This window comes from Bacillus sp. CH140a_4T, assembly GCF_008923725.1.
Lineage (GTDB): Bacteria > Bacillota > Bacilli > Bacillales > Bacillaceae_G > Bacillus_A.
In genome coordinates, this window is record NZ_WBPF01000021.1 from 23,487 (window position 1) to 44,269 (window position 20,783).

The 20,783-nt window shown below is 32.7% G+C and carries 18 protein-coding genes, 1 pseudogene and 1 other annotated feature; of the genes and pseudogenes, 5 read left to right on the forward strand and 14 right to left on the reverse strand.

All coding sequences use genetic code 11. The annotated features are described in order from the left end of the window. Positions 1-35: 35 nt before the first annotated feature. The gene (locus tag F8162_RS21965; RefSeq protein WP_151630491.1) at positions 36-1,277 is read right to left on the reverse strand and encodes an esterase/lipase family protein; all 1,242 of its coding nucleotides are present in this window, start codon (positions 1,275-1,277) and stop codon (positions 36-38) included. Between the two features lie 267 nt (positions 1,278-1,544). On the opposite strand from F8162_RS21965, the gene F8162_RS21970 reads away from it, so the two are divergent. Continuing rightward, positions 1,545-1,886, forward strand: a complete 342-nt coding sequence (locus F8162_RS21970) for a DUF3914 domain-containing protein (RefSeq protein ID WP_151630490.1) — start codon at positions 1,545-1,547, stop codon at positions 1,884-1,886. Positions 1,887-1,960: 74 nt separating this feature from the next. Here F8162_RS21970 and F8162_RS21975 read toward each other — a convergent pair whose 3' ends face one another. The 6 genes and pseudogenes from F8162_RS21975 to abc-f all read right to left on the reverse strand — a co-directional run bounded on the left by F8162_RS21975 (position 1,961) and on the right by abc-f (position 8,799). Continuing rightward, entirely contained in the window at positions 1,961-2,632 is a 672-nt protein-coding gene (locus tag F8162_RS21975) for a lipoprotein BA_5634 family protein (RefSeq protein WP_151630489.1), read from the reverse strand. Between the two features lie 66 nt (positions 2,633-2,698). Further along, positions 2,699-4,630, reverse strand: coding sequence for an ABC transporter permease (locus F8162_RS21980; protein ID WP_151630488.1), 1,932 nt, complete (start codon positions 4,628-4,630; stop codon positions 2,699-2,701). Beyond that, the gene (locus F8162_RS21985; protein WP_151630487.1) at positions 4,605-5,375 is read right to left on the reverse strand and encodes an ABC transporter ATP-binding protein; all 771 of its coding nucleotides are present in this window, start codon (positions 5,373-5,375) and stop codon (positions 4,605-4,607) included. Before F8162_RS21985 ends, F8162_RS21980 begins: the two co-directional genes overlap by 26 nt. A 307-nt stretch (positions 5,376-5,682) precedes the next feature. Further along, positions 5,683-6,183: a DUF3267 domain-containing protein gene (locus tag F8162_RS21990; protein WP_151630486.1), complete on the reverse strand. Its 501-nt coding sequence runs from the start codon at positions 6,181-6,183 to the stop codon at positions 5,683-5,685. 375 nt (positions 6,184-6,558) lie between these two features. After that, positions 6,559-7,150, reverse strand: a pseudogene (locus tag F8162_RS21995) (GNAT family N-acetyltransferase). Between the two features lie 20 nt (positions 7,151-7,170). Further along, complete coding sequence (abc-f, locus tag F8162_RS22000) at positions 7,171-8,799, reverse strand: ribosomal protection-like ABC-F family protein (protein WP_151630485.1); 1,629 nt, start codon at positions 8,797-8,799, stop codon at positions 7,171-7,173. Between the two features lie 515 nt (positions 8,800-9,314). Between abc-f and F8162_RS22005 the strand changes: the two genes are divergently transcribed. Further along, positions 9,315-10,304 (forward strand): aldo/keto reductase family protein, encoded by a 990-nt coding sequence (locus tag F8162_RS22005; protein ID WP_151630484.1) that lies wholly within the window; start codon positions 9,315-9,317, stop codon positions 10,302-10,304. Between the two features lie 72 nt (positions 10,305-10,376). On the opposite strand, the gene F8162_RS22010 is transcribed toward F8162_RS22005, so the two are convergent. Next, a complete protein-coding gene (locus F8162_RS22010) occupies positions 10,377-11,276 on the reverse strand; it encodes a LysR family transcriptional regulator (RefSeq protein ID WP_151630483.1) in 900 nt (299 codons plus the stop codon). 367 nt (positions 11,277-11,643) lie between these two features. On the opposite strand from F8162_RS22010, the gene F8162_RS22015 reads away from it, so the two are divergent. Beyond that, complete coding sequence (locus tag F8162_RS22015) at positions 11,644-12,270, forward strand: DUF6518 family protein (RefSeq protein ID WP_151630522.1); 627 nt, start codon at positions 11,644-11,646, stop codon at positions 12,268-12,270. A 430-nt stretch (positions 12,271-12,700) separates the two neighbouring features. On the opposite strand, the gene F8162_RS22020 is transcribed toward F8162_RS22015, so the two are convergent. The 3 genes from F8162_RS22020 to F8162_RS22030 all read right to left on the reverse strand — a co-directional run bounded on the left by F8162_RS22020 (position 12,701) and on the right by F8162_RS22030 (position 15,430). Continuing rightward, a complete protein-coding gene (locus F8162_RS22020) occupies positions 12,701-13,684 on the reverse strand; it encodes a sensor histidine kinase (protein ID WP_151630482.1) in 984 nt (327 codons plus the stop codon). After that, the gene (locus F8162_RS22025; RefSeq protein WP_151630481.1) at positions 13,681-14,388 is read right to left on the reverse strand and encodes a response regulator transcription factor; all 708 of its coding nucleotides are present in this window, start codon (positions 14,386-14,388) and stop codon (positions 13,681-13,683) included. Before F8162_RS22025 ends, F8162_RS22020 begins: the two co-directional genes overlap by 4 nt. Positions 14,389-14,515: 127 nt before the next feature. Next, positions 14,516-15,430, reverse strand: a complete 915-nt coding sequence (locus F8162_RS22030; protein WP_151630480.1) for an acetamidase/formamidase family protein — start codon at positions 15,428-15,430, stop codon at positions 14,516-14,518. A gap of 156 nt (positions 15,431-15,586) precedes the next feature. Here F8162_RS22030 and F8162_RS22035 point away from each other — a divergent pair, with 156 nt between their 5' ends. Then, a complete protein-coding gene (locus tag F8162_RS22035) occupies positions 15,587-16,015 on the forward strand; it encodes a cell wall hydrolase (RefSeq protein ID WP_151630479.1) in 429 nt (142 codons plus the stop codon). 57 nt (positions 16,016-16,072) lie between these two features. Here F8162_RS22035 and lysS read toward each other — a convergent pair whose 3' ends face one another. Further along, positions 16,073-17,626 (reverse strand): lysine--tRNA ligase, encoded by a 1,554-nt coding sequence (gene lysS, locus F8162_RS22040; protein WP_151630478.1) that lies wholly within the window; start codon positions 17,624-17,626, stop codon positions 16,073-16,075. A gap of 77 nt (positions 17,627-17,703) precedes the next feature. Beyond that, positions 17,704-17,960: a binding site (T-box leader), on the reverse strand. Positions 17,961-18,025: 65 nt separating this feature from the next. Then, positions 18,026-18,196, reverse strand: coding sequence for a DUF2197 domain-containing protein (locus F8162_RS22045; RefSeq protein WP_142313113.1), 171 nt, complete (start codon positions 18,194-18,196; stop codon positions 18,026-18,028). A gap of 229 nt (positions 18,197-18,425) precedes the next feature. Between F8162_RS22045 and F8162_RS22050 the strand changes: the two genes are divergently transcribed. After that, positions 18,426-19,127 carry a class I SAM-dependent methyltransferase gene (locus tag F8162_RS22050; RefSeq protein WP_151630477.1) on the forward strand — a complete coding sequence of 234 codons (702 nt, stop codon included), beginning with the start codon at positions 18,426-18,428 and terminating at the stop codon, positions 19,125-19,127. A gap of 155 nt (positions 19,128-19,282) precedes the next feature. Here F8162_RS22050 and F8162_RS22055 read toward each other — a convergent pair whose 3' ends face one another. After that, positions 19,283-20,761, reverse strand: coding sequence for a UDP-N-acetylmuramoyl-L-alanyl-D-glutamate--2,6-diaminopimelate ligase (locus tag F8162_RS22055; protein WP_151630476.1), 1,479 nt, complete (start codon positions 20,759-20,761; stop codon positions 19,283-19,285). Positions 20,762-20,783 lie beyond the last annotated feature (22 nt).

A 20,783-nucleotide genomic window follows, 5' to 3' on the forward strand; every position in this document is an offset into this window, starting at 1 on the left:
GCCCTCGAATTCCATCGAGAGCGCTTTATTATTATCTATTTTGGTAATCTTGATAACTTTTCTGCAATTGTTCTATAAAACTCTTGAATGCTAGAAAAACCTAACATGTCTGAAACACTAAGTCCTACCATATCGAGATGGTCCCAATTTGCTTTCGTTTCTATATGATTCCATTTTCCAATCTGTAAAATCTCATTATTATTTACATCAGTATTAGAAGAAGGCGCGATCATAGAATTTGTATTTACTACACCGTCATTTTGCCACCAAGAAGTATCAATGAATGGACGGTTTTCTTCATATCTTGCATAAGAACCTAAGAAAAATGCATTCCCCATTAACACTTTATTCATCGTTATATGAGGTAGATGTAAACCTGTTATAGGTGCCGCCTGTGATGCATGTCCACTATAGGATAAGTAATACACATCAGATTGCGTCTTTACCCAATTATTAAGCTCCTTTGCACCATCTGTACTTAAATCCCATTGACTTATATCTTTTGTATCTTTCCAAAGTGAACTATTTCCAATACGATCAGTGTATTGGAAAAAAGACTCTCCAGTATTCTTTTTTATACCCCATTGATCCAATTTAAAATCATATAACGATAAATTATTATTCCCTCCCAAACTTGCAGCTGTAATGAGCAAATCTTTAACGAACGGTACTAGAAGACTACCATCCGCAAGTGTCGTACCATTGTGAGGAGTTGCTAATGTTGTCACACTATGAACAAATGATTTCTTGCCCTCAAATAGTGGTGAAATATTCGTGTTCGGATGATTTTTTACATAATTTTTTTCTTCAAAACTACCTTCTTTTAATAGCTGTACTAATGTTCTAATCGTTTGTCCACCCATGCTATGCCCAACTAAATGAACTTTATTTGTTTCACTCCAATTCGATGCAAAACCACTATAAGTTCTGCCAAAACGATTATGTCCATGTTTCTCAGCATGTGCGGCACCGTAGTCTACTGTACCACCATTAATTTGCGCATATAATTCACATGCACGATCCCAGTTACTCGAAACAGGTCCAACAGCAGCAGTATGTACTGTATATCCACTTCTTTTTAAATCTTCTTGTATATCATGAACACCACCCCAATATTTAACCCCTAACATTTCCTCTCTACCCCACCCTGCAAATCCATTCACTAGTATGATAGGATAATTATTTTGTTGCTTCTCTTCAGCATATGTTGTTTTTACTGTGAACGAAAAAACAGTCACTAATGCGAAAAAACATATTTTTAAAATTAACTTCCCCATTCTTTTTCCCCCTTAATAAAACGTTTACATATTTCTATAAAAAAAGAGTTCTTAACTTAAACATAATGTAAAGTATTTTATATACATTGTATATATAGAAAACATACACAAATGTTGATAAATATTAAATCAAGTAAGTATTTACTTTTTAGAATACAACTTGCAAATCTTATTATTCGAATTTATAATTATATTTAGTTTCCTCAAGTTAAATAGCTTTAAAAATCATAAGAAAACTAATTCATTACTTTAGGAGGAGGAAAAGGCATGCAAATCGGATTAAATATTCATACATTATCTCAACCTACTAAAATAACTCCATCTAATCTTGAGCACAATACTATCTCTTCTACTAAACTTGAAGATAAAAAATCAAATGATCCAATCAAATTTGATATTCGTTCATTTGAAAAAGATATGAAACAACCTGAGCATAAATTTAATGAATTAGATTTATGGAAAATGTTAAAAGATAAAGGTGTTCCTTTATGGATCATACTTGAAATGCTACAAAAGGCTCGTAAAGAAAAAGAAGCTCAAAATAATTCAGTTCAAAATTCAAATGCGATTGAAGAAACGAGCGATACTCGATTAAATGAAGTAATGTAAACTATGTTATTTAAATGCCCTAAACTAAAAAGAGTTCGAGGTTGATAAAGTTTCTATCAACCTCGAACTCTTTTTTAAGATTTTTCTCCAATCGTTACAAACTGAAATGATACTTCCCCTTGATGATCTTTAATTAACTTTTCTACTTTTACTTTTTCATTTATTAATGTATTATCTGTCGACATTTTAGGTTTTTCATCACCTAAAGACTTGTTCAGGTGAAGAAGATGCATTTTCGTTTCATTTGCTTTTAATTCTTTATACACACTATCTTTTGCTACAAGTACATACGCTTGCGTTGGATATTTACGAGTGTTACCTATCCAAGCATCACTACCGTATTTAACAGCAATCTCCTTTCCTTCTAATTCAATACTTTTTAAATTTTTTTCATCTTCTTGTGCCAACAAAAGCGATCCTTCTTTTGGTAACTTTGGTAACGTATCTATAGGTCTAAATTTGGATCCATTCTCTCTTTCACGAAAAACCTTTGTTTTAATCAACGCTTGCGCTGTAGATTCATTTAAAATTACTACTTGTCCTATTCCAAATGTACCTGTCTTCACAGAAAACACTTCATTTTCTTTCGTAATTTCCTGATAACGATTCATAATTGATAAAGTATTATTTTCATCTCCAATGATTAATACACCGTTAGCCGGAAATCTGTTTTCATTTTTAGAGCATGCACTTAAACTTATTAACATTAATATACTTAAAATGAAAATAGATAATATTTTCTTCATCACAGTTCCTTTCATAACTCAAATTGTTTTTACATGCTTTTATGCAGTCTTACTTGCTCATATTCCCTACTGTTCCATAGTTTTATAAAGCTTTTGTAAATAACGCCAACGAGTTATATAGAAATATAAAACTTGTATACAGATAAATGAAATTAAAATTACAATAGAACTATTTAAAATAGAAAAATCGACTAATTGTTGCAATGCCATATAAGCAACCACTGTGTGTATTACTGCAATGATAATCGGTAAAAAGAACATTAATAATAACTGTCTCGTTACAACTTTTTTCAACTCTCGTTTACTTAATCCCATTTTCGAGATCATTTTATATTGTTGTTGATCGCGATCCAAATCAGTATATAACCGGAAGTAAATAAAACTAGCGGCAAATGTGAAGAAGACGATTCCAACTAAAACACTTGCCATAAGTAATAATCCATTCGTTTGTTTTGCCTCTAACAAACTTAAAGTCAAAGCTTGAAAATAGAAATTACCTTCTCTTGCATCTTCATCGAATATACTATTTAATTGATTTGAAATTTCTTTCGTCTTTATCCAGTCATCTACAACAAATCCGTATGTACGATGTTGAATAACTTCATCATCTTGATTGATTTTAAAAGGAATACCATCATATACACGATCTTGAACTGCAATAAAAATACCGCTAGTATCATGTGGTAAAACTAAATTTTCTACTGCTTTTTTCACACGAAATGTTTTTGTCCAATCTCCTTCAATGACTTCAATATTCTTTATATAATCACCATTTTTAAATTCTTGTTTTTGTGAAACCATTCCAGGGATTAGCAATATTTCATCTTCTTTTTCAATTATTTCTTGTTGATATCCTAGTGCTCTCGCAAGGTCGTTATATTCACTTAACTTCATTACATATACATTATTTTCTGTATATTTATAAGAAGATGAAGCCGTTCGATATGGAATATTCGCATCAGCAAGATGTTTTTTTATAATCGAGAGATGTTTATCCACCATTTTGTCTTTTTCAGGTCCTACATATAGAAACGTATATGGGTTTGTCATCCTTACCAATTCTTTATTCCCAATAGCAGCTGTAGTGCCAATTGCTGTAAAAGCAACCGCTGAAATAATAGACACTATAAAAAACATCGTTGCATTATCTTTCATACGGTAAATTAATTCTGAAAACGTTAATATATTTGTTCTCTTTAAAAAGAAAGATTCACTCCTTTTCGCAAGATGCAATATATAAACGCTACATTGTGTATATAAAAAGTACGTTCCTATAATTACTAAGAGCACACCCATTCCGAGCATAATAAAACTATGATTTTGAATAAAGCGAAATACTGAAATATATCCATACCCTATACTAATTAAAGAAAGTAACGATAATATTTTTGAAGCTTTCGGTTCAGGCTTTGGCTTTTCTCCAGCTTGAATAAGTTCCACAAGTTCGGTTACTTTAACCGTTTTAAATGTAACTAACGAAACGATTAAAAATAAGACAAGAAACGTGAAAACTGTTAATAATACAGCCTGCACTGGTATATAAAAAGGTAAGCCATTACTAATCATTAATACACTGGCACTGATTAATAAAACTAGTTTAGAAAATATGAGGCCGATGAGTATCCCAATACAAATCGAGCCAAGTCCGATTAACATATTTTCAATTAACAATAACTTCTTAAGCTGTCTCATTGACATACCTTGCATCATTAAAATGCCAAATTCTTTCTTACGCGTTTTTAAAAACGAGCTCACTGAATATAGAATGAAAAAGAATGAAAAGACAAAAATCAAACCTTGGGATACTTGAAATCCTAATGTACCAAATGTACTTATTGTTTTACTTGTCGATTTCAACTCCCCCTGTAAATCAGGATGGAATAATAAAAGTGCATATGTAAAGAAAATCATAATCGAAAATGCACTACTTAAAAAATGGGCAGCATATGTACGCTTATTTCGAAAAATATTATTAAATGCGAACTGACGAAAAGTCATGCCTTTTCCCTCCTAACAAAGACAGGACATCCATAATCTTTTGATAAAAGGTTTGCCGACTTTCACCACGATAAATTTCGTTATATAGTTGACCATCTTTAATGAAGATTACTCGGCTGCAAAAACTAGCTGCATACGGATCATGTGTAACTAACATCATCGTTGCCTTTTCTTCCTTATTAAGCGTATCGAGCATCTCCATTACATCATTTGAAGATTTAGAGTCTAAATTCCCGGTCGGTTCATCGGCAAGTAATAATTGCGGCTTATGAACAATTGCACGAGCAATTGCTGTTCTTTGAGCTTGTCCCCCTGAAATTTCAAACGTTCTTTTATTCAATATATCTGTAATATTTAACTTTTCTGCAATTTCTTCTACTCTTTTGTTCATTTCTGGCACAGAAACACCATCTAAAGTCATCGGCAATACGATATTTTCCTTTACTGTAAGTGTGCTAAGTAGATTAAATGATTGGAAAACAAATCCTAATTGTTTCCTGCGGAACAAAGCTAAATCCTCTGATGATAACTGGAAAGGATTTGTACCATTTATTAAAATTCCTCCTGAGGACGGAGAATCAATAGTAGATACCATATTTAATAGCGTAGTTTTCCCGCTACCGGATGGCCCCATGATTCCTATAAATTCACCTTCTTGAATTGATAAATCAATATCTACTAATGCTTTAAAAGGTATTTTCCCTTTATATACTTTACTAATATTTTTCGCATGTAAAATTTCCATTTCTATTCTCCCTTCATTTGCACTTCTCACAATAGAGTGTAAATGAATTCTCTTATAGCTCATATTGATTCATCTTTCATTTATCTTACACGCTTGTAAGATTTCTAAAAAAACTGACAATAACACTATTTACAAATTAAAATTAACGCATAACTATCTTATAATAATTGTATAGTGGTAGGAAATACAATATCCTATCTTTATTATACGAAAAAGAAAAGACCGATTACTTTATCGGTCTTTTCCTTCCCAAAGTTATATTTTTAACTTATGCCTTTTTTAATTGAAATGTATTTGACTCACCATTTTAATTCTCTTTCACTTTATAATACCCTCTACAAAAAATTGAGTGCTTCGGTTTAATCGCAATTAACAAAGAATTGTATATATCTGAAGCAGAAATCATTGCGTTTATCCAACATACAAATAATAAGATTGATTTAATATTTCCTGATACAAAAGATGAAATTATGGCCGGAACAACTGATAATACAATAATGGGTAAACTCATAAAGATCCAAAATCTCGCTTTGGATAGAATTGCATTCGTATTTAGCCAAAAAAATATTCCACTACGGGTTAAGCTAATATCACCTTTATTATTTATAACAATAATATGTAGACATTCATGAATGATGAAGACCAAAATGCCTATGATGATGAGATAAAATATATTAAGATCAGTGAAACTTGCCCTAAAATAATGCGGTATTAGAAAAATAATGATTTGAAGTACATATACAAACTTCATATAATGGTTCCTATGCCAATTATTCTGTATAAAAGGATTCCATTCTGATAAATCCATACTTATTTGTGGTAAGTTACGAAACCAAATTATAATACGCTTTCTCCCCCCTCTTTTAAACTATTTCATACTTTAAAAAATGTAATCCACTAAAGCTTTACCGTTAATTTTAGTTACAAACTCTTTTTTCCCTTTATGCTTTTATTAAAGCTTAAAGTAATTCATTTACAGAATAATTCGATTGAAAATTTAGTGTTTTCACAGATGAATACATTCGACAAAATTTCCTAAATCCCTTTTCGAATATATTGTTTATAAAATGGTTCTTGCTTGTACAACTTGATACATCTGTTTTTGGTGAAAAGCACACAATGTAAAAAAGCTTAGAGTTTTAGCTCTAAGCTTTTTAATGATTTCATTACATTTTCGCTCCTTTTAAAGAGCACTATTTTTTATCCATTCCGATTTACTCAATACATAATGATTATAAATTTGGTTTTCTATCGTCTGTTGACTCAAATAAGCAAACCCGCATTTTTCAATAACTTTATTTGACGGTACGTTAATAATTAATGCAATTGCGTTAAGGACATCCACATTTGTATTTTCAAACAAATAGCCGATCAAGCCTTTTGTTGCTTTCGTTGCATATCCATTATTATGATATTCACTTGAAACAGCATACATAATTTCTCTATTCGGTGCGGGAAGCTCATCTTTCATACTTGTGCAGCACCATCCAACAAATTCACTAGTCGTTTTCTTAAATATTCCTAGTCTTAATATGTGATCATCTATGTTAGTCGTAGTTCTAACTGCATGAAGAAACGCTTTGTTTTCTGGTATTTCATCATTTGTAACCCAATTAACTCTTTGTTCTTTCGTTGATTTCCAGTCCGGTAAAAACTTTTCTATCTCCGGTTGATTGGATATTTTATAAATACTTTCTGCATCTTTGAGCGTAAACTCTTGTAGATATATCTCCGCAATCTATTTTAAATAACTTAGTCAAACTCTCTTCTCCCAAATTAAGCCCCCTTACTTACGTTAAAGTGCCTTAATCTGCTTCGTAAGTTCCATAAACCGTTCATCTAGTTCTTTATATTCTTTGTCTTTAGAAGTTAAAAAGCTTAATTTCCCTAATACTTCTTGTCTTTCTGTTTCTAACGTTAAACGTAGCTCTTCAATTTCATCTCTAGTTTTCGTAGGTTCTTCGAGCTGCTTTTGTATCGTATTGTTTACAAATACGAGTTTTGCGGTAGTTGTTTTCTCCAGAAAATATCGATCGTGAGAAACGATAACGAGTGTTCCGTTATACTCAGCTAATGTGTCTTCAAGCTGTTCACGTGACGGCAGATCAAGGTGATTTGTCGGTTCATCTAAAATAAGTACATCTTTTTCATCTAAAATATAAGCCATGAGCTTACATTTTACTCGTTCCCCCATACTCATATACTCAATCGGCTCTTTCCATTGAGAAGCTTGGAAACCTAAATGTTTCATTAAATTTTGGACTTTTCCTCTTTCTTCAAATGTTTCTTTATAAAATAAATCTTCTGGTGTTTTATCGAGTGGTAAATCAAATACTTCTTGAGTTAAATAACCGATGTTTGCTACTGGTGAAATCCATACTTCTCCTTCAACAGTTTCTGTTCCCATAATCATCTTCAGTAAAGTTGTTTTCCCGCTGCCATTTGGTCCAATCATCGCAACCTTCTCACCGTGCTGGATTGTAAAATTAACATTTTCAAATAATGTTCGATTATTAAATTCTTTCCGTAATTGTTTCACTTCTAAGAAACGTTTTCCTACTTTTTTACTCGCTTGAATAGAAAATTCAACTGAATACTCTTCTTTCACACGTTCTACTTTCGTTTTCTCTAGCTCTTTTTCAAGACGTTTTCGTTTCGATTTAACTTGCGCGTCCATTCGCTTCGCCTTTACACGATAAAATTCTTTAACACCTTCTTGTTTTGTAGACTGCGCATGTGCCTTTTGTGACCATGAACTTAATTTTTTTATATGAGTTTCTACTTGTTCTATCTTCTTTTGTTGTTTTTCATATTCACGCTGCTGCGTCATTCTTTTATGCTCACGTGCTTTCATATAAGTCGTATAATTCCCGCTATGGTCAATTAATTTCTTATCCTCAATTGACCATATTCTACTTGCGACAACATCTAAAAAGTATCGGTCATGCGATACGACGATAACTGTACCCTTCATATTTTTTATTTGTTTAATGAGAAATTCCGTACTCATCTCATCTAAATGATTTGTCGGTTCGTCTAATATTAATACATTAGGATTTTCAGAAAATCCTTTTGCTAATCGAACTTTTAGCTTTTCACCACCACTTAAAGTTAGAAAATCGTTCGTTGGCACGCCCCATTTTGCAAGGAGTTCCGCTTCTTTTGCTACTATATCCTTACTAAAAAATGATTCTTTTTCTTGTTCAACATATGCTGTTGTCATATTCATTTGCATCCATTCAACAGTACCTTTTGATGGTTCAATTTTCCCATTTATTAATTGAAGTAACGTTGATTTACCAGCCCCGTTTTTACCAATTAACCCGATAACATCCCCTTGTCTTACTGTCACATTCATTTTCTCTAATAAAGTATTTTCCTTTATTTCAACATAAACATCATTTAATTTTAATAGTTCTTTCATAATACCGATCCCTTTCATTAAGGGAGAATAAAAAAATCCTCCCAAATAAATTTGGCAGGATTAGTCGTTAAAATATTTATACCCAAATATGCTATTGCGCAACATAAATAGCAATACCGTTGTATGGAAATTGGGCAGACTAATCCTATTTTTTAGAAATTGAAATTTATTGAATTTCAACATTTAAAAATAAGATTAGTTAATCATCGTCCACCCATCATTCCTTTCCGTCGTTAGTAACCATATTGTACCATACTAGTACTGTATGAGTAAATGCAATTATACGTGCTGTTATAAAGTTTGCTTTCTTCAAGGGCTATTTATCATTTCTTAACTTCAAATTGAACAAGTACAAATTACATTTGTTGTACTATTTGCTTTAGATTTCCCCAGTAAGAAACTTCTAACCACCCCTCCCATATAATTTTTATATAAATTTAAGGTTAATTATATATTATACAGACTACATTTCAGTTCTTATAATAAAGTTATCATTTTTAAGGAGGGACTCTACAATGGAATTTAGCAAACTCGGAAACAGTGGATTAACAGTAAGTAAGATTGCATACGGTAACTGGATAAACCATGGTGGAAAAGTAAATGAAGATACTGCAAATGAATGTGTGAAAGCCGCATTAGATGTTGGAATTACAACGTTCGATACTGCAGATGTTTATTCGGACACTATCGCTGAGGAAGTACTTGGTCGTTCTTTGAAAGGAATACGCCGAGAAAGTATAGAACTTTGTACAAAAGTATGCCATCCGACCGGACCTGGAAAAAATGATCGTGGATTATCACGAAAACATATTATAGAAAATTGTAATGCATCGTTACAACGGCTACATACAGACTACATTGATGTCTATTATGCACATCGATTCGATACTGCAACTCCTCTTGAAGAAACGATGTTAGCTTTCTCAGATCTTGTAAGACAAGGTAAAGTCCTTTATTTAGGTGTAAGTGAATGGACATCGGAGCAAATCACACGCGGTGCAGCACTTGCCCGAGAATTGAACATTCCTCTTATTGCTAGCCAGCCTCAATATTCGATGTTGTGGCGAGTAATCGAAACAAATATAATACCTACATGTCAACGTGAAGGACTTGGTCAAGTTGTGTGGTCTCCTCTCGCACAAGGTATTCTCACTGGAAAATATCAACCAGGTAAACCAATCCCTGCCCAATCACGTGCTAATTCAGATGCAGGAAAACCGTTTTTTAACAAACTAGTACAACGTTGGATGAGTGATAATGTACTTACCGCTATACAAAAACTTAATCCTATTGCAAAAGACAATAATCTCACCCTACCTCAACTCGCAGTTGCTTGGGTATTACAAAATCCAGCTGTTTCATCTGCGATTATTGGCGCTTCAACTCCGGAACAAATAAGAGAAAACGTTATTGCTTCTAGTGTTACATTGCAACCTGAAATTATGGATCAAATTGATAGTGTACTTAAAGGTTTCATTGAGTATGATCCAAGTAAAACAGGTTAAATCGACAGTGAGTTAACAATAAATATAGTACCTTTCCCAAATCACTACTGCCCATCCAATCAAGATGGGCCTTTACTTTTCAAATTCAAATTGTGAAGTCGTATAAACCTCTCTAACAACTGCTAAGAAGTTCTCGAGCACGACAGACTTTTCATCTTGTCTCCATCCAACATATAAGTTTATCTCCGGTGTATGTTCCTGAATGTCTTTATATATAACTCCCGATTTTTTATAACTTTCCACCGATGATGGAACGACAGAAATCCCCATTCCTGATGCAACTAAATTAACAATCGTTTGCATTTGAATTGCTTCTTGAACAATATTTAAACTTACTCCATGTCCCCAAAAGTAACTAATAATTAAATCATAAAAGTTAGTACCAAAATGGCGAGGAAATAAAATGAATGGTTCATCCACTAGTTCTTTAATAGAAATATTAGGTAATGGAACTAAAGGGTGATCTTCATGTAATACCAATTTTAAGCGCTCCTCAGAACAAACTTCGGAAGATAATATTTCATTATTTTGCTCAGAGCGAATAAATCCAATATGAATTTGTTTTTCATAAAGCGCTTTTATTTGCTGGTCTGTTGTCATCTCGCGTAATATGAGCTGTATTTTAGGAAAACGCTCTCGAAATTTTTTAAATATATCTATAACTGTTTCTGTAGAATCGACAAAACCAATGATTAAATGTCCTATCTTTCCTTCATCTGCAAGCTGTGTTTCTTTAATAGTTCTATCTACTTGAAGCAGCGTTTGTCGCGCACCTTCTAAAAATATTTTCCCGGCATCGGTAAGCTCAACCATTCGCTTTGTCCGGTAAAAAAGTTGAACCCCTAATTCATCTTCTAATTTACGAATCTCTTGGCTTAAAGGCGGTTGTGCCATCATGAGACGCTCTGCCGCACGGCTAAAATTTAATTCTTCTGCCACCGTTATGAAATAATTCATTTTTCGAATATCCATTACAATCCCCCTAACATTCACAACTAGTAAAAAAGCCCTCCTTCTAATAAATTGTAAATAAAAACAGGAGGAAACTACATCAATCCCTTTTCGTTTCTTTTTTATCATAAATCATTTCATCAAAATACGAGAGATTTACACTAAGTTGAATTACATGTTTTGGGCAATTTCATTACTTGCATATATTATTTGATTTACCAATTGCTTGAGTAACGAGTTCTTGATATTTTATTCACCTAATTATAAAAACAAAATGTTATTCGTTATCCAATAATCACTTATTGTTTTTCGATAAACTTTTATTGATTATTTCCGATTGATGAGCTATTATATGTTTGCAGAAAATATTAATGTAGGGATTGAATTTATGGACAGAACATTAAAAATCACAAAGTTAAATATGTTTTTAAGGATTTTTCTCACCCCGATTATAGTAGGGATAATTGTTGGTATACTAACTAAATTGGGGCAAGGTATACTTCCAGGAAATTGGAATTCATTAGCTAATCTAGGAAGCGTTTGGTTAGTTCCATCCTTTTTTGTGGCTAGCTTTAGTTATTCTAAGCGTACAGCTATACTTTCTGGTATCCTTGCACTACTCGGTATGGTAATAGGATATTATGGTTATGCAATAGTTATTAATAATGTAGCTCACTCTATTTATTTTATATCTGTATGGATTGTATGTGCATTTATAGGAGGAACTATCTTTGGAATTGCAGGTTTTCTATGGAAAGATACTACAAATCCACTTCATAAATTCGGGAGCGCACTAATTAGTGGCGTTTTTGTAACGGATGGACTTCACATTCTTTTAAATTTTGAAGACTATAGTCACATGTTACCTGTTGGATATACCGAAGTGATAGTCGGGATTATCTTGATTCTTGTATTAGAACGCTCTAATGCTACTCGAATTTCTTCTTTCTTAATGATGGTTCCTATCACTATTTTAGGATTAATTGGATATAAATTATTAAGTTTGTTTGCTTAATATCATGAAAAAAACAAAAGACTAATTCTATTATAATCCACAATACATATCACGAATTCAAACATTATACTTATTAATGTTGATACACTTATTCATAGGATGGATTCATGAAGCTATCTCTTTCAAAGAGATGGCTTTTTTTACAAAAACTATTCATCAGCTTTATACTAAATCCTTCTAACTTAACAATCGTATTTATTAGTGTGTCATTATACATACTAAGATGACTTTTTACCATTTCATATAATTGCTATCAACTACCCCCACTAATTATTAGCCCTCACCAATTGTACTTTTATGGGCAGCCCGTCCCCCACCTAACTTCTTTGCTTTCGCTGAATTTTGAAGTGGGGGTCTTACTGCCCATTAAAGCGGGATAAAATAAGGCTAAAAAACTTATCTCCAAAGTTCTTTAGCCCAGATCACTTATTTACACATTAAAAAATATAATTCGTACAATGGTACCTTTACCAACTTCTGAATGAATTTCTACACTATGTCCTAATTGTTTCGTAATTTCATATACAAGATATAGCCCCATTCCAGTTGATTCTTTAAAATCTCTACCATTTTCTCCTGTAAAGAAAGGCTTAAACACTCTTGGTAAATCTTGCTTCGGTATACCTACACCATTATCAGCAATTTCAAGTATGACTGTCTTACCTTCCTTACAAGCTTGCACTTTAATCTTTTCTCTACTACCTGATGAATATTTAATCGCGTTCGATAGTATTTGTCCAATTAAAAATTGTAACCATTTCGCATCACTTTCTACAGCAATGTCCTTATCTATTTTAAGCTCTGGATATACAAAGTTTCGGATAAAGAAGCGTTTATGTTCATGCACGGAATCATTCACAATTTTATGTAGCTGTACTTTCTTTACATAAAAATCTTGTGTAAATGCTTCAAAACGTGCAACATACAGAGCCATCTCTAACCCCTTTTTCAATCTATCTGTTTCCTCATTTATACTTTCAAAACGTGGATCGACTTCATCCTGTGTAATTAATTCTATTACAGATAAAGGTGTTTTCATTTGATGTATCCATTGATTCATAAAAGTTAAATGATCATTATTTTTTCTCTCTTGTATCTGGAGTTGATTTTGATAATGGCGATATTGTACCTCAAGCAAGTCTTGAAGCGCAGTAGATAAAACTGCAAAATCTGATTTTTGAACAGACTCATCTAAAGAGTGCAACGGATTTGCTAATCGTTCATAAAAAGAGCGATGTGTAAAGTAACGAAATACTAAATAACTCACCATAAAAAATGCACCTAAAAACATTGCATATAATGCCGTTGCAATATGGTTATGCCCATCAAACCAATATACAAGAAATATGGCTAGTAGTTGGATTGCTGTAAAACAAATAAGTGGTATATGATCTCGAATAAACAATCTTATCATTTTTCCATACCAGTATCCCAAGTAATATGTAATCTATAACCGACACTACGAATCGTTTCAATTGCATCTTCAATCTGTAACGTCTTTAACTTTTTTCGCACACGTGTTGTATTTACACTTAATGTATTATCATCAACATAGGATTCGCTATCCCATAATTTATTTAATAGCACTTCTCTACTCACAACACGCGGATAATTCTTCATTAATATTTCTAATAAAATAGCTTCATTTCTCGTTATATCAATTTCTTGATTCTTAAGCTTCAATACAAGCCTTTCGGGATATAAACAAAGACCTTGTTGCTCAATCATCCGTTCTTCTATTTTCGGTGCATAATCCCCATAAGCACGTCTTAAATGACTACGAATTTTAGCCATTACCACTTCGTAATGGAAAGGCTTCGAAATAAAATCATCGCCACCGTTTTCTAGCGCCATAACTTGATCCATTGTGCCTTCACGAGCCGAAATAAATAATATCGGACATGTAGAAACTCCGCGAATTTGACGACACCAATAATACCCATCAAAACTTGGTAAATTAATATCTAATAAAACTAACTCTGGTTGTTCATCTAAAAAAATGTCTAATACATTTTGAAAATCCGATACAATAATTCCTTCATACCCGTATTTCACAACATGTGTTGATAATAGTTCTGCAATTTTCATATCATCTTCTACAATCATAATTTTAACCATTGATTAACTCCTTTTTCGATCCACAATCTTATATTTAATTATATAAAATAAATACTACCTTTTTTTATATAATCCGTAAATCAAAAAAGGATACTTTTATACAAAAGCATCCTTCTTCTATTATTTCCTATTTAATATGAACTTCACTCAAAGTAAATCCCAATTTCTCCACATAATTCATACCTAGTTCCATCCGAGCAGTCTTCAGCGGATCCACAACTTGGCATACTTTTAAATCCCCGGCAGCTGATAATAAAAGTGTTGCATCAGCTTTAGACATTTCTAATTCTTCATGTAAAAATGTCACCATATTACGTACAGCACGATTCGCTGCATCATCTAACAATTTCTCTGAAGCAATCGTCATTACTTTTTCTTTTTGGATAGCCATTGGTAATGGCCATTTCTTTCCTTTTATAATCTGAACAGTTACCGTCACCTCACCAGCAACCTCTACTCCACTAACACCAATTTCACCATCACCCATCGCTGCGTGTAAATCACCTAATGCTAATAGAGCACCAGGAACATTTACAGGTAATAATAACGTTGTCCCTTCTTTTATTTCTTTACAATCCATATTCCCGCCGTGATCATGCGGTGTGCCACATGAAATGCTTTCTTCTTTCGGCGCAGTACCAATAACACCGATCATTAGATTAATCGGAATTTGTAGTTCATTTGAAAACAAAACATGTTCATTATGTATTGGGACAATTTTCACTGTATTTTCGTTTAGATCTTCACCCATTACGCCAAGATTCGTTCCTGTAGTTAAAACACCTTGCTCTGCAATATTAATCTTTTCAATCATTACAACTAATATATCACCAGGTTCTGCACCTTTAATATATACTGGTCCAGTTGCTGGATTTATGCGGTTCCAATCTAATTCTTGAAACGCAACATCTTCAGAGTCAATTTGATTTTCAAAACAATCATATGTTTCAAATACAAGACGACTCCCTTCTTCTACTTCCATACAAGGCTGATTATCTGGTGACATTGCGTAAATGATATGTTCTTTATGAATGCGATACATTTTATCTCTCCCCTTTTATATTGGTCTACAATTACTAATTAGCGTTTTTTATAAAAGCTCCTTTTAAAAATTAATAAATTTACATATAGAAAAGCACCTAGCTTATTTTCATACATACACTCTTTACTATAACAGGTAAAGAAAGGTGGTAGCACTATGCCCCTTATTCCATATAACGAAAGCGATGTTGATTTACTAGCTCGTTTAATTCGTGCTGAGGCTGAAGGTGAAGGACGACAAGGTGAACAACTTGTTGGCTGCGTAGTAGTAAATCGTGTATTTTGTGATTGCTTAGATTTTAAACAACTTCGAACTGTACGTGATGCAGTATATCAAAGTCCCGGTGGATTTGAAGCAGTTCAATACGGATATTTTTATCAGCGCGCTCGTGATTCTGAAAAAGAAATTGCCAGAAAGGTTTTACAAGGTGAATGGCGATGGCCAGCACGATGGGCTCTTTGGTATTTCCGTCCAGTTGGAGCTTGTCCGCCTGAATGGTATAACCAGCCATTTGCAGGGCAATTTAAAAGCCATTGTTTTTATGAACCACGTGGTGATGAATGTCCGAAAATGTATTCACGGTAGCAAAATTTGAAACGCAAGTACTTATATCTCTTAGTACTTGCGTTTCTTTTAGTTTTGTTAGAAATCTAATAATGCGATGAACTTTTCAACTCCTACAACATGTATTAATAACGGTATACGAGGGCCGCTAGACTGATTCATTATGAGTCTATAAATTATTATAAATAATTGTTTTTGATTTTCTTTCATTATTTTTTTATTTTCATGATGACAAATCGAATACAATTGTTCCATTAAGTTAGAGTAATCTATGTTAGAACGAAGTATTTTACAAACTTCTACTAGCCATTCTTTCTGTCTTTCATCTAATGTGTTATAAAACTCTGTATTTCTCTCTTGATTTACCGCAATTAATTTTTCAGATTGAAAGTTTCTTATCCAATACTCTACGCGGTTACATATCGCTATCATAGCATCTAATGTATAACTTCTATCTATTTTTTCTAATGTATCTTGTAAAATAGATGAATCAAAATTTAATAATGGTAAAGTTCCAGCTACTTGATTAAACTTTGGATATTCTTTAAACCCGCTATCAACTCTAGAGAGTTTAATTGCATCAAATAAACCTTCATTTTTGAGTGTTTTATTTTCATAACTATCTTTCAATCGTTCATATTCTGTATAATTGCGAATCACATCTTCATCAAGACCGATATGAAAAGCTGCGTTTGGTCTGTATTTAGCAAACATAAATAGAATCACTTCTGGTAAATACACTTTTAACAACTCATTAGGTGTAATACTATTCCCTGAAGAACTAGACATTTTTTCATGATGCCCTTTTATTCCAATGAAATCATACGCAACGTAATGAGGAGCTTCACGATTGAATATTTTCCTTGCAATTTCCTTGGATACATTATAACTACCCGTTTCCGATGAATGATCTCTTCCGCCCGGTTCAAAAATAACATCCTCTATCATCCACCTCATCGGCCAATCGATTTTCCAATTCAGTTTCATTTTATTTGTATTTAATACCGATAATTCATTTTGATTTCCACATATACATTCATACCGTACTGTTTTTAATACTTCATCAAAATGTGTAATCATTGTTGCATCTTTCTCGCATTTCTCACAATATAACGTAATAGGATAAAAACCCTCTCGCTCTTCTTCACTACACTCTCCAGTTTTAAAACTCATTAAAATATCGTATATTTCTTTTCTTCTATATAAAGCCTCTAATATATTTTTGTTATACCTTCCGCTTCTATACTCAGCATGTTGATATATGAATTCCGCTTCAACTCCAAATACTTGAAGTGATTTCTCAAACTCTTTTTCAAAATGCTCTGCATACGAATTATGACAGCCATATGGATCTGGAATATCACAGTATGGCATACCAATATATTTTGCGAAAGATGGATCAATATTTTTAGGGACTTTTCTAAACCTATCATAATCATCCCATGAAAAGATAAAACGAGTCTTTTTCCCTAAATCTTGAAGTGCTCTTACAACGAAATAAGTCGTTATTATTTCTCGAAAGTTCCCGATATGAACAGAGCCAGATGGACTGATTCCAGATGCGCAAACAAAAGTTTCTTTGCTTGGATGTTTTCTTATTAATTCATGCGCTACTTCATACGCCCAATGCATATACTCACCTCAATTTTTTTGTTTTCACTCTTTCAGTTTTATACAATAAAAAAACTCCCACCCCCAAGATTATTCATCTTGAGGACGAGAGTTGTTAGCTTCGCGGTACCACCTCAGTTTGTCAATACGTCGCCATATTAACCTCTTCAGGTACGGCAAAATATGCTTATACCCTATCTCTATAACGGGAGAACCCGTCGCACCATCCCTAAACAAATTAGTTCCTTGCGCAGCTCCAAGTCTTTTTTCATTAAGATGTATACCGCTCTTTCTCAGCTACCAGAGCTCTCTGTACGTATTCTTTCTTAACTACTCTTCTCTTCCATGCCATTTTATATATTAGTTTTTCATATAATAAATTATAATACTTTTACTGTCAAACTTTTCCGAATAAAATCACTATCTAAATAAATGCTTTATCGCTTCTAATTGAATTTTATGACTACATTCATCACAACAATATACACCTTTTGGCTTTTCTTTAAATCGCTTATATTTTTCACTGCCCTCGTAAACACGGAATATATTTTTACAAGAAAAACAAACAATTTCATAAAACATCATATGCATTTTCCTCTCCATGTTTATACGTTTTTTAATCACGTGAGAAAATCAGTTTTCCAAAGTACAAATCTTAATATCTTCCGACTAAAGGTTTATCTCTATTCTTATCGAATTATATAAATATCTTATAAAGCGAGGTGAACATCTTGCTCAGTAATATAGAATTAGTTTTAGATGCTAAAGCTAGTTTAGCTGAAGGGCCATGTTGGACTGAAAATATTGGAGCTGAAATTAAATGAATCGTATCGATCACATAAGAAACGAAGAAAAGAAATATCATGACCTTTGCTATGAACAATACAAACTATTTGAAACTGGCTCTTGGCTTTACAAACCTGTTAAAAACGTTATGGACTTGATGGATTACTTTGAAGGAAAAAATAACTGGCAAGTGCTTGACCTCGGCTCTGGCGTCGGAAGAAATAGTATTCCAATTGCACAAAAAATAAAAAATACTAGCGGCACTGTTATATGTGTGGACTTACTGGATTCCGCTTTAACAAAATTACAAACTTATAGTAAAGAACTTGATGTATTTGAAGTAATAAAAACAGAACAAGCAGCAATTGAAAACTACAACATCCAACCTAATACATATGATTATATCGTTGCAGTATCCAGTTTAGAGCATGTTAAATCAGAAGAAGATTTAAGAAACGTGCTCCATTCTATGAAAAAAGGCACAAAAACTGGTGGTATCAATTGTTTAATTATTAACTCGAACATACAAGAAATTGACTTACATACGAAAGAAGAATTAGATGCTTTAATTGAAATTAACCTTCCTACTGAAGATATGCTACATCTATTAAAAAGTATTTATAATGACTGGCAAGAAATAAAAGTTGAAATAAAAGAATTAGTCTATGATATTGTTCGCGATGAACGGCATATTCAATTAAAAACGAAGGCTATAACATTTGTTTTTCAGAAATAAAACTATAAAAGGTAAGGTTTTCCCCTCATATATTCATAGAAACACCCTTACCTTTCAATTATAAATTCTTCATACAATTGCTTCGTTATTAGTTTTAGTTTCATCTAAAACATTATTTTTATTAGATATACTATCCAGCTATTAATTGAATTCATTCATTTATTAATAATTGCTTGTCGAGCTTTTTCTTTATCATCAAAATGAATAGTTGAATCTTTTAAAATTTGATACGTTTCATGCCCCTTCCCAGCAATCAAAACAATATCATTAGAAGATGCCATGTTTATTGCATGATTTATAGCAAGTTCACGATCTACTTCTACTTTATAATTCAAATTATTATTCTGTGAAAATCCTTTTTCAATATCTTTCATTATTGCCTTTGGGTCTTCCGAACGCGGATTATCAGAAGTAATATAAACAAAATCACTATAACTTCCAGCAATTTCACCCATTATAGATCGTTTTTTTGCATCTCTATCTCCACCGCAACCGAAAACAGTAATAATTTTACCTTTTGAAAACTCGCTAATTGTAGAGAGGACATTTTCTAACGCATCTGGTGTATGAGCATAGTCCACGATTACAAGGAAATCTTGATTTTCGTCTATAATTTCCATTCTACCTTCAATGCTCTTTACACTAGATAAACTGTCACTAATGTTTGTAAGCGGAATACCTTCAACCAATGCAGCTGTTATTGCTGCTAATGCATTATATACATTAAAACGGCCTACCAGATTTAGATGGGTTTCTATTTCTCCATTAAAAGATGCAACTACAAAACGAATTCCTTTTGGGCTTAAAGTTATGTTCTTCGCTTGAACATCAGCTCTATTATGTATCCCATATGTAATAACCTCAGCTGAAGTGATTTTTTTAAAGTATTCTACCGACGGATCGTCTGCATTCAATACAACAAATTTTTTATCTGTAGTAGAAAAATCATTTCCTAATCTTGAAAATAGAAGACCTTTTACATGCTTATATTCCTCAAATGTTCCATGGTAGTCCAAATGATCTTGAGTTAAATTTGTAAAAACAGCGGTTTTAAAGTTACATCCTTTAACTCTTTCCATATGTAAACCTTGTGACGTAACTTCCATAACGCAATAATCTGTATTATGATTTTTCATCGTTTGCAAATTCCGCTGAAGTATTGGTGGTTCTTGCGTATTAATGTCAGTAGGGTACCATTTCGAACCAACTTTCACTCCGCTATTCCCCATAAGCCCTGTTTGAAATCCATAATCAGTCAAAATTTTTTCAAGTAAATATGAAGTAGTTGTTTTACCATTTGTTCCTGTAATTCCAATTAGCTTCATTTTATTAGATGGGTAACCATAGAAATGTGACGCAATAACTGCCATAGCATACCTTGCATCTTTAACAATTATTTTAGGTATTTCAATAGTTATATCTCTTTCTACAATTAATGCCACAGCGCCATTTTTCACTGCATCTTCAACAAATTGGTGTCGATCTTCAAGAAAACCATCGATGCCTGATACACATATAAATAGATTTCCACTAGTTATCTTTCTAGAATCCATTTCTAAGCCCGTAATTTCTACATCCATATCCCCAACTGTCTCTTTAATCAATAACAAATTCGCCAGTTCTTTAAGTTTCAAATCCCCCGTCCCCCTTATACAT

Coding starts and splice junctions, on each gene's coding strand:
- F8162_RS21970 (WP_151630490.1), top strand. CDS start 1,545: ATGCAAATCGGATTAAATATTCATACATTATCTCAACCTACTAAAATA.
- F8162_RS22030 (WP_151630480.1), bottom strand. CDS start 15,430: ATGTATCGCATTCATAAAGAACATATCATTTACGCAATGTCACCAGAT.
- F8162_RS21980 (WP_151630488.1), bottom strand. CDS start 4,630: ATGACTTTTCGTCAGTTCGCATTTAATAATATTTTTCGAAATAAGCGT.
- abc-f (WP_151630485.1), bottom strand. CDS start 8,799: ATGAAAGAACTATTAAAATTAAATGATGTTTATGTTGAAATAAAGGAA.
- F8162_RS21975 (WP_151630489.1), bottom strand. CDS start 2,632: ATGAAGAAAATATTATCTATTTTCATTTTAAGTATATTAATGTTAATA.
- F8162_RS22020 (WP_151630482.1), bottom strand. CDS start 13,684: ATGATAAGATTGTTTATTCGAGATCATATACCACTTATTTGTTTTACA.
- F8162_RS21985 (WP_151630487.1), bottom strand. CDS start 5,375: ATGGAAATTTTACATGCGAAAAATATTAGTAAAGTATATAAAGGGAAA.
- F8162_RS22045 (WP_142313113.1), bottom strand. CDS start 18,196: ATGCATATGATGTTTTATGAAATTGTTTGTTTTTCTTGTAAAAATATA.
- F8162_RS22035 (WP_151630479.1), top strand. CDS start 15,587: ATGCCCCTTATTCCATATAACGAAAGCGATGTTGATTTACTAGCTCGT.
- F8162_RS22010 (WP_151630483.1), bottom strand. CDS start 11,276: ATGGATATTCGAAAAATGAATTATTTCATAACGGTGGCAGAAGAATTA.
- F8162_RS22025 (WP_151630481.1), bottom strand. CDS start 14,388: ATGGTTAAAATTATGATTGTAGAAGATGATATGAAAATTGCAGAACTA.
- F8162_RS21990 (WP_151630486.1), bottom strand. CDS start 6,183: ATGGATTTATCAGAATGGAATCCTTTTATACAGAATAATTGGCATAGG.
- F8162_RS22005 (WP_151630484.1), top strand. CDS start 9,315: ATGGAATTTAGCAAACTCGGAAACAGTGGATTAACAGTAAGTAAGATT.
- lysS (WP_151630478.1), bottom strand. CDS start 17,626: ATGCATTGGGCGTATGAAGTAGCGCATGAATTAATAAGAAAACATCCA.
- F8162_RS22015 (WP_151630522.1), top strand. CDS start 11,644: ATGGACAGAACATTAAAAATCACAAAGTTAAATATGTTTTTAAGGATT.
- F8162_RS22050 (WP_151630477.1), top strand. CDS start 18,426: ATGAATCGTATCGATCACATAAGAAACGAAGAAAAGAAATATCATGAC.
- F8162_RS21965 (WP_151630491.1), bottom strand. CDS start 1,277: ATGGGGAAGTTAATTTTAAAAATATGTTTTTTCGCATTAGTGACTGTT.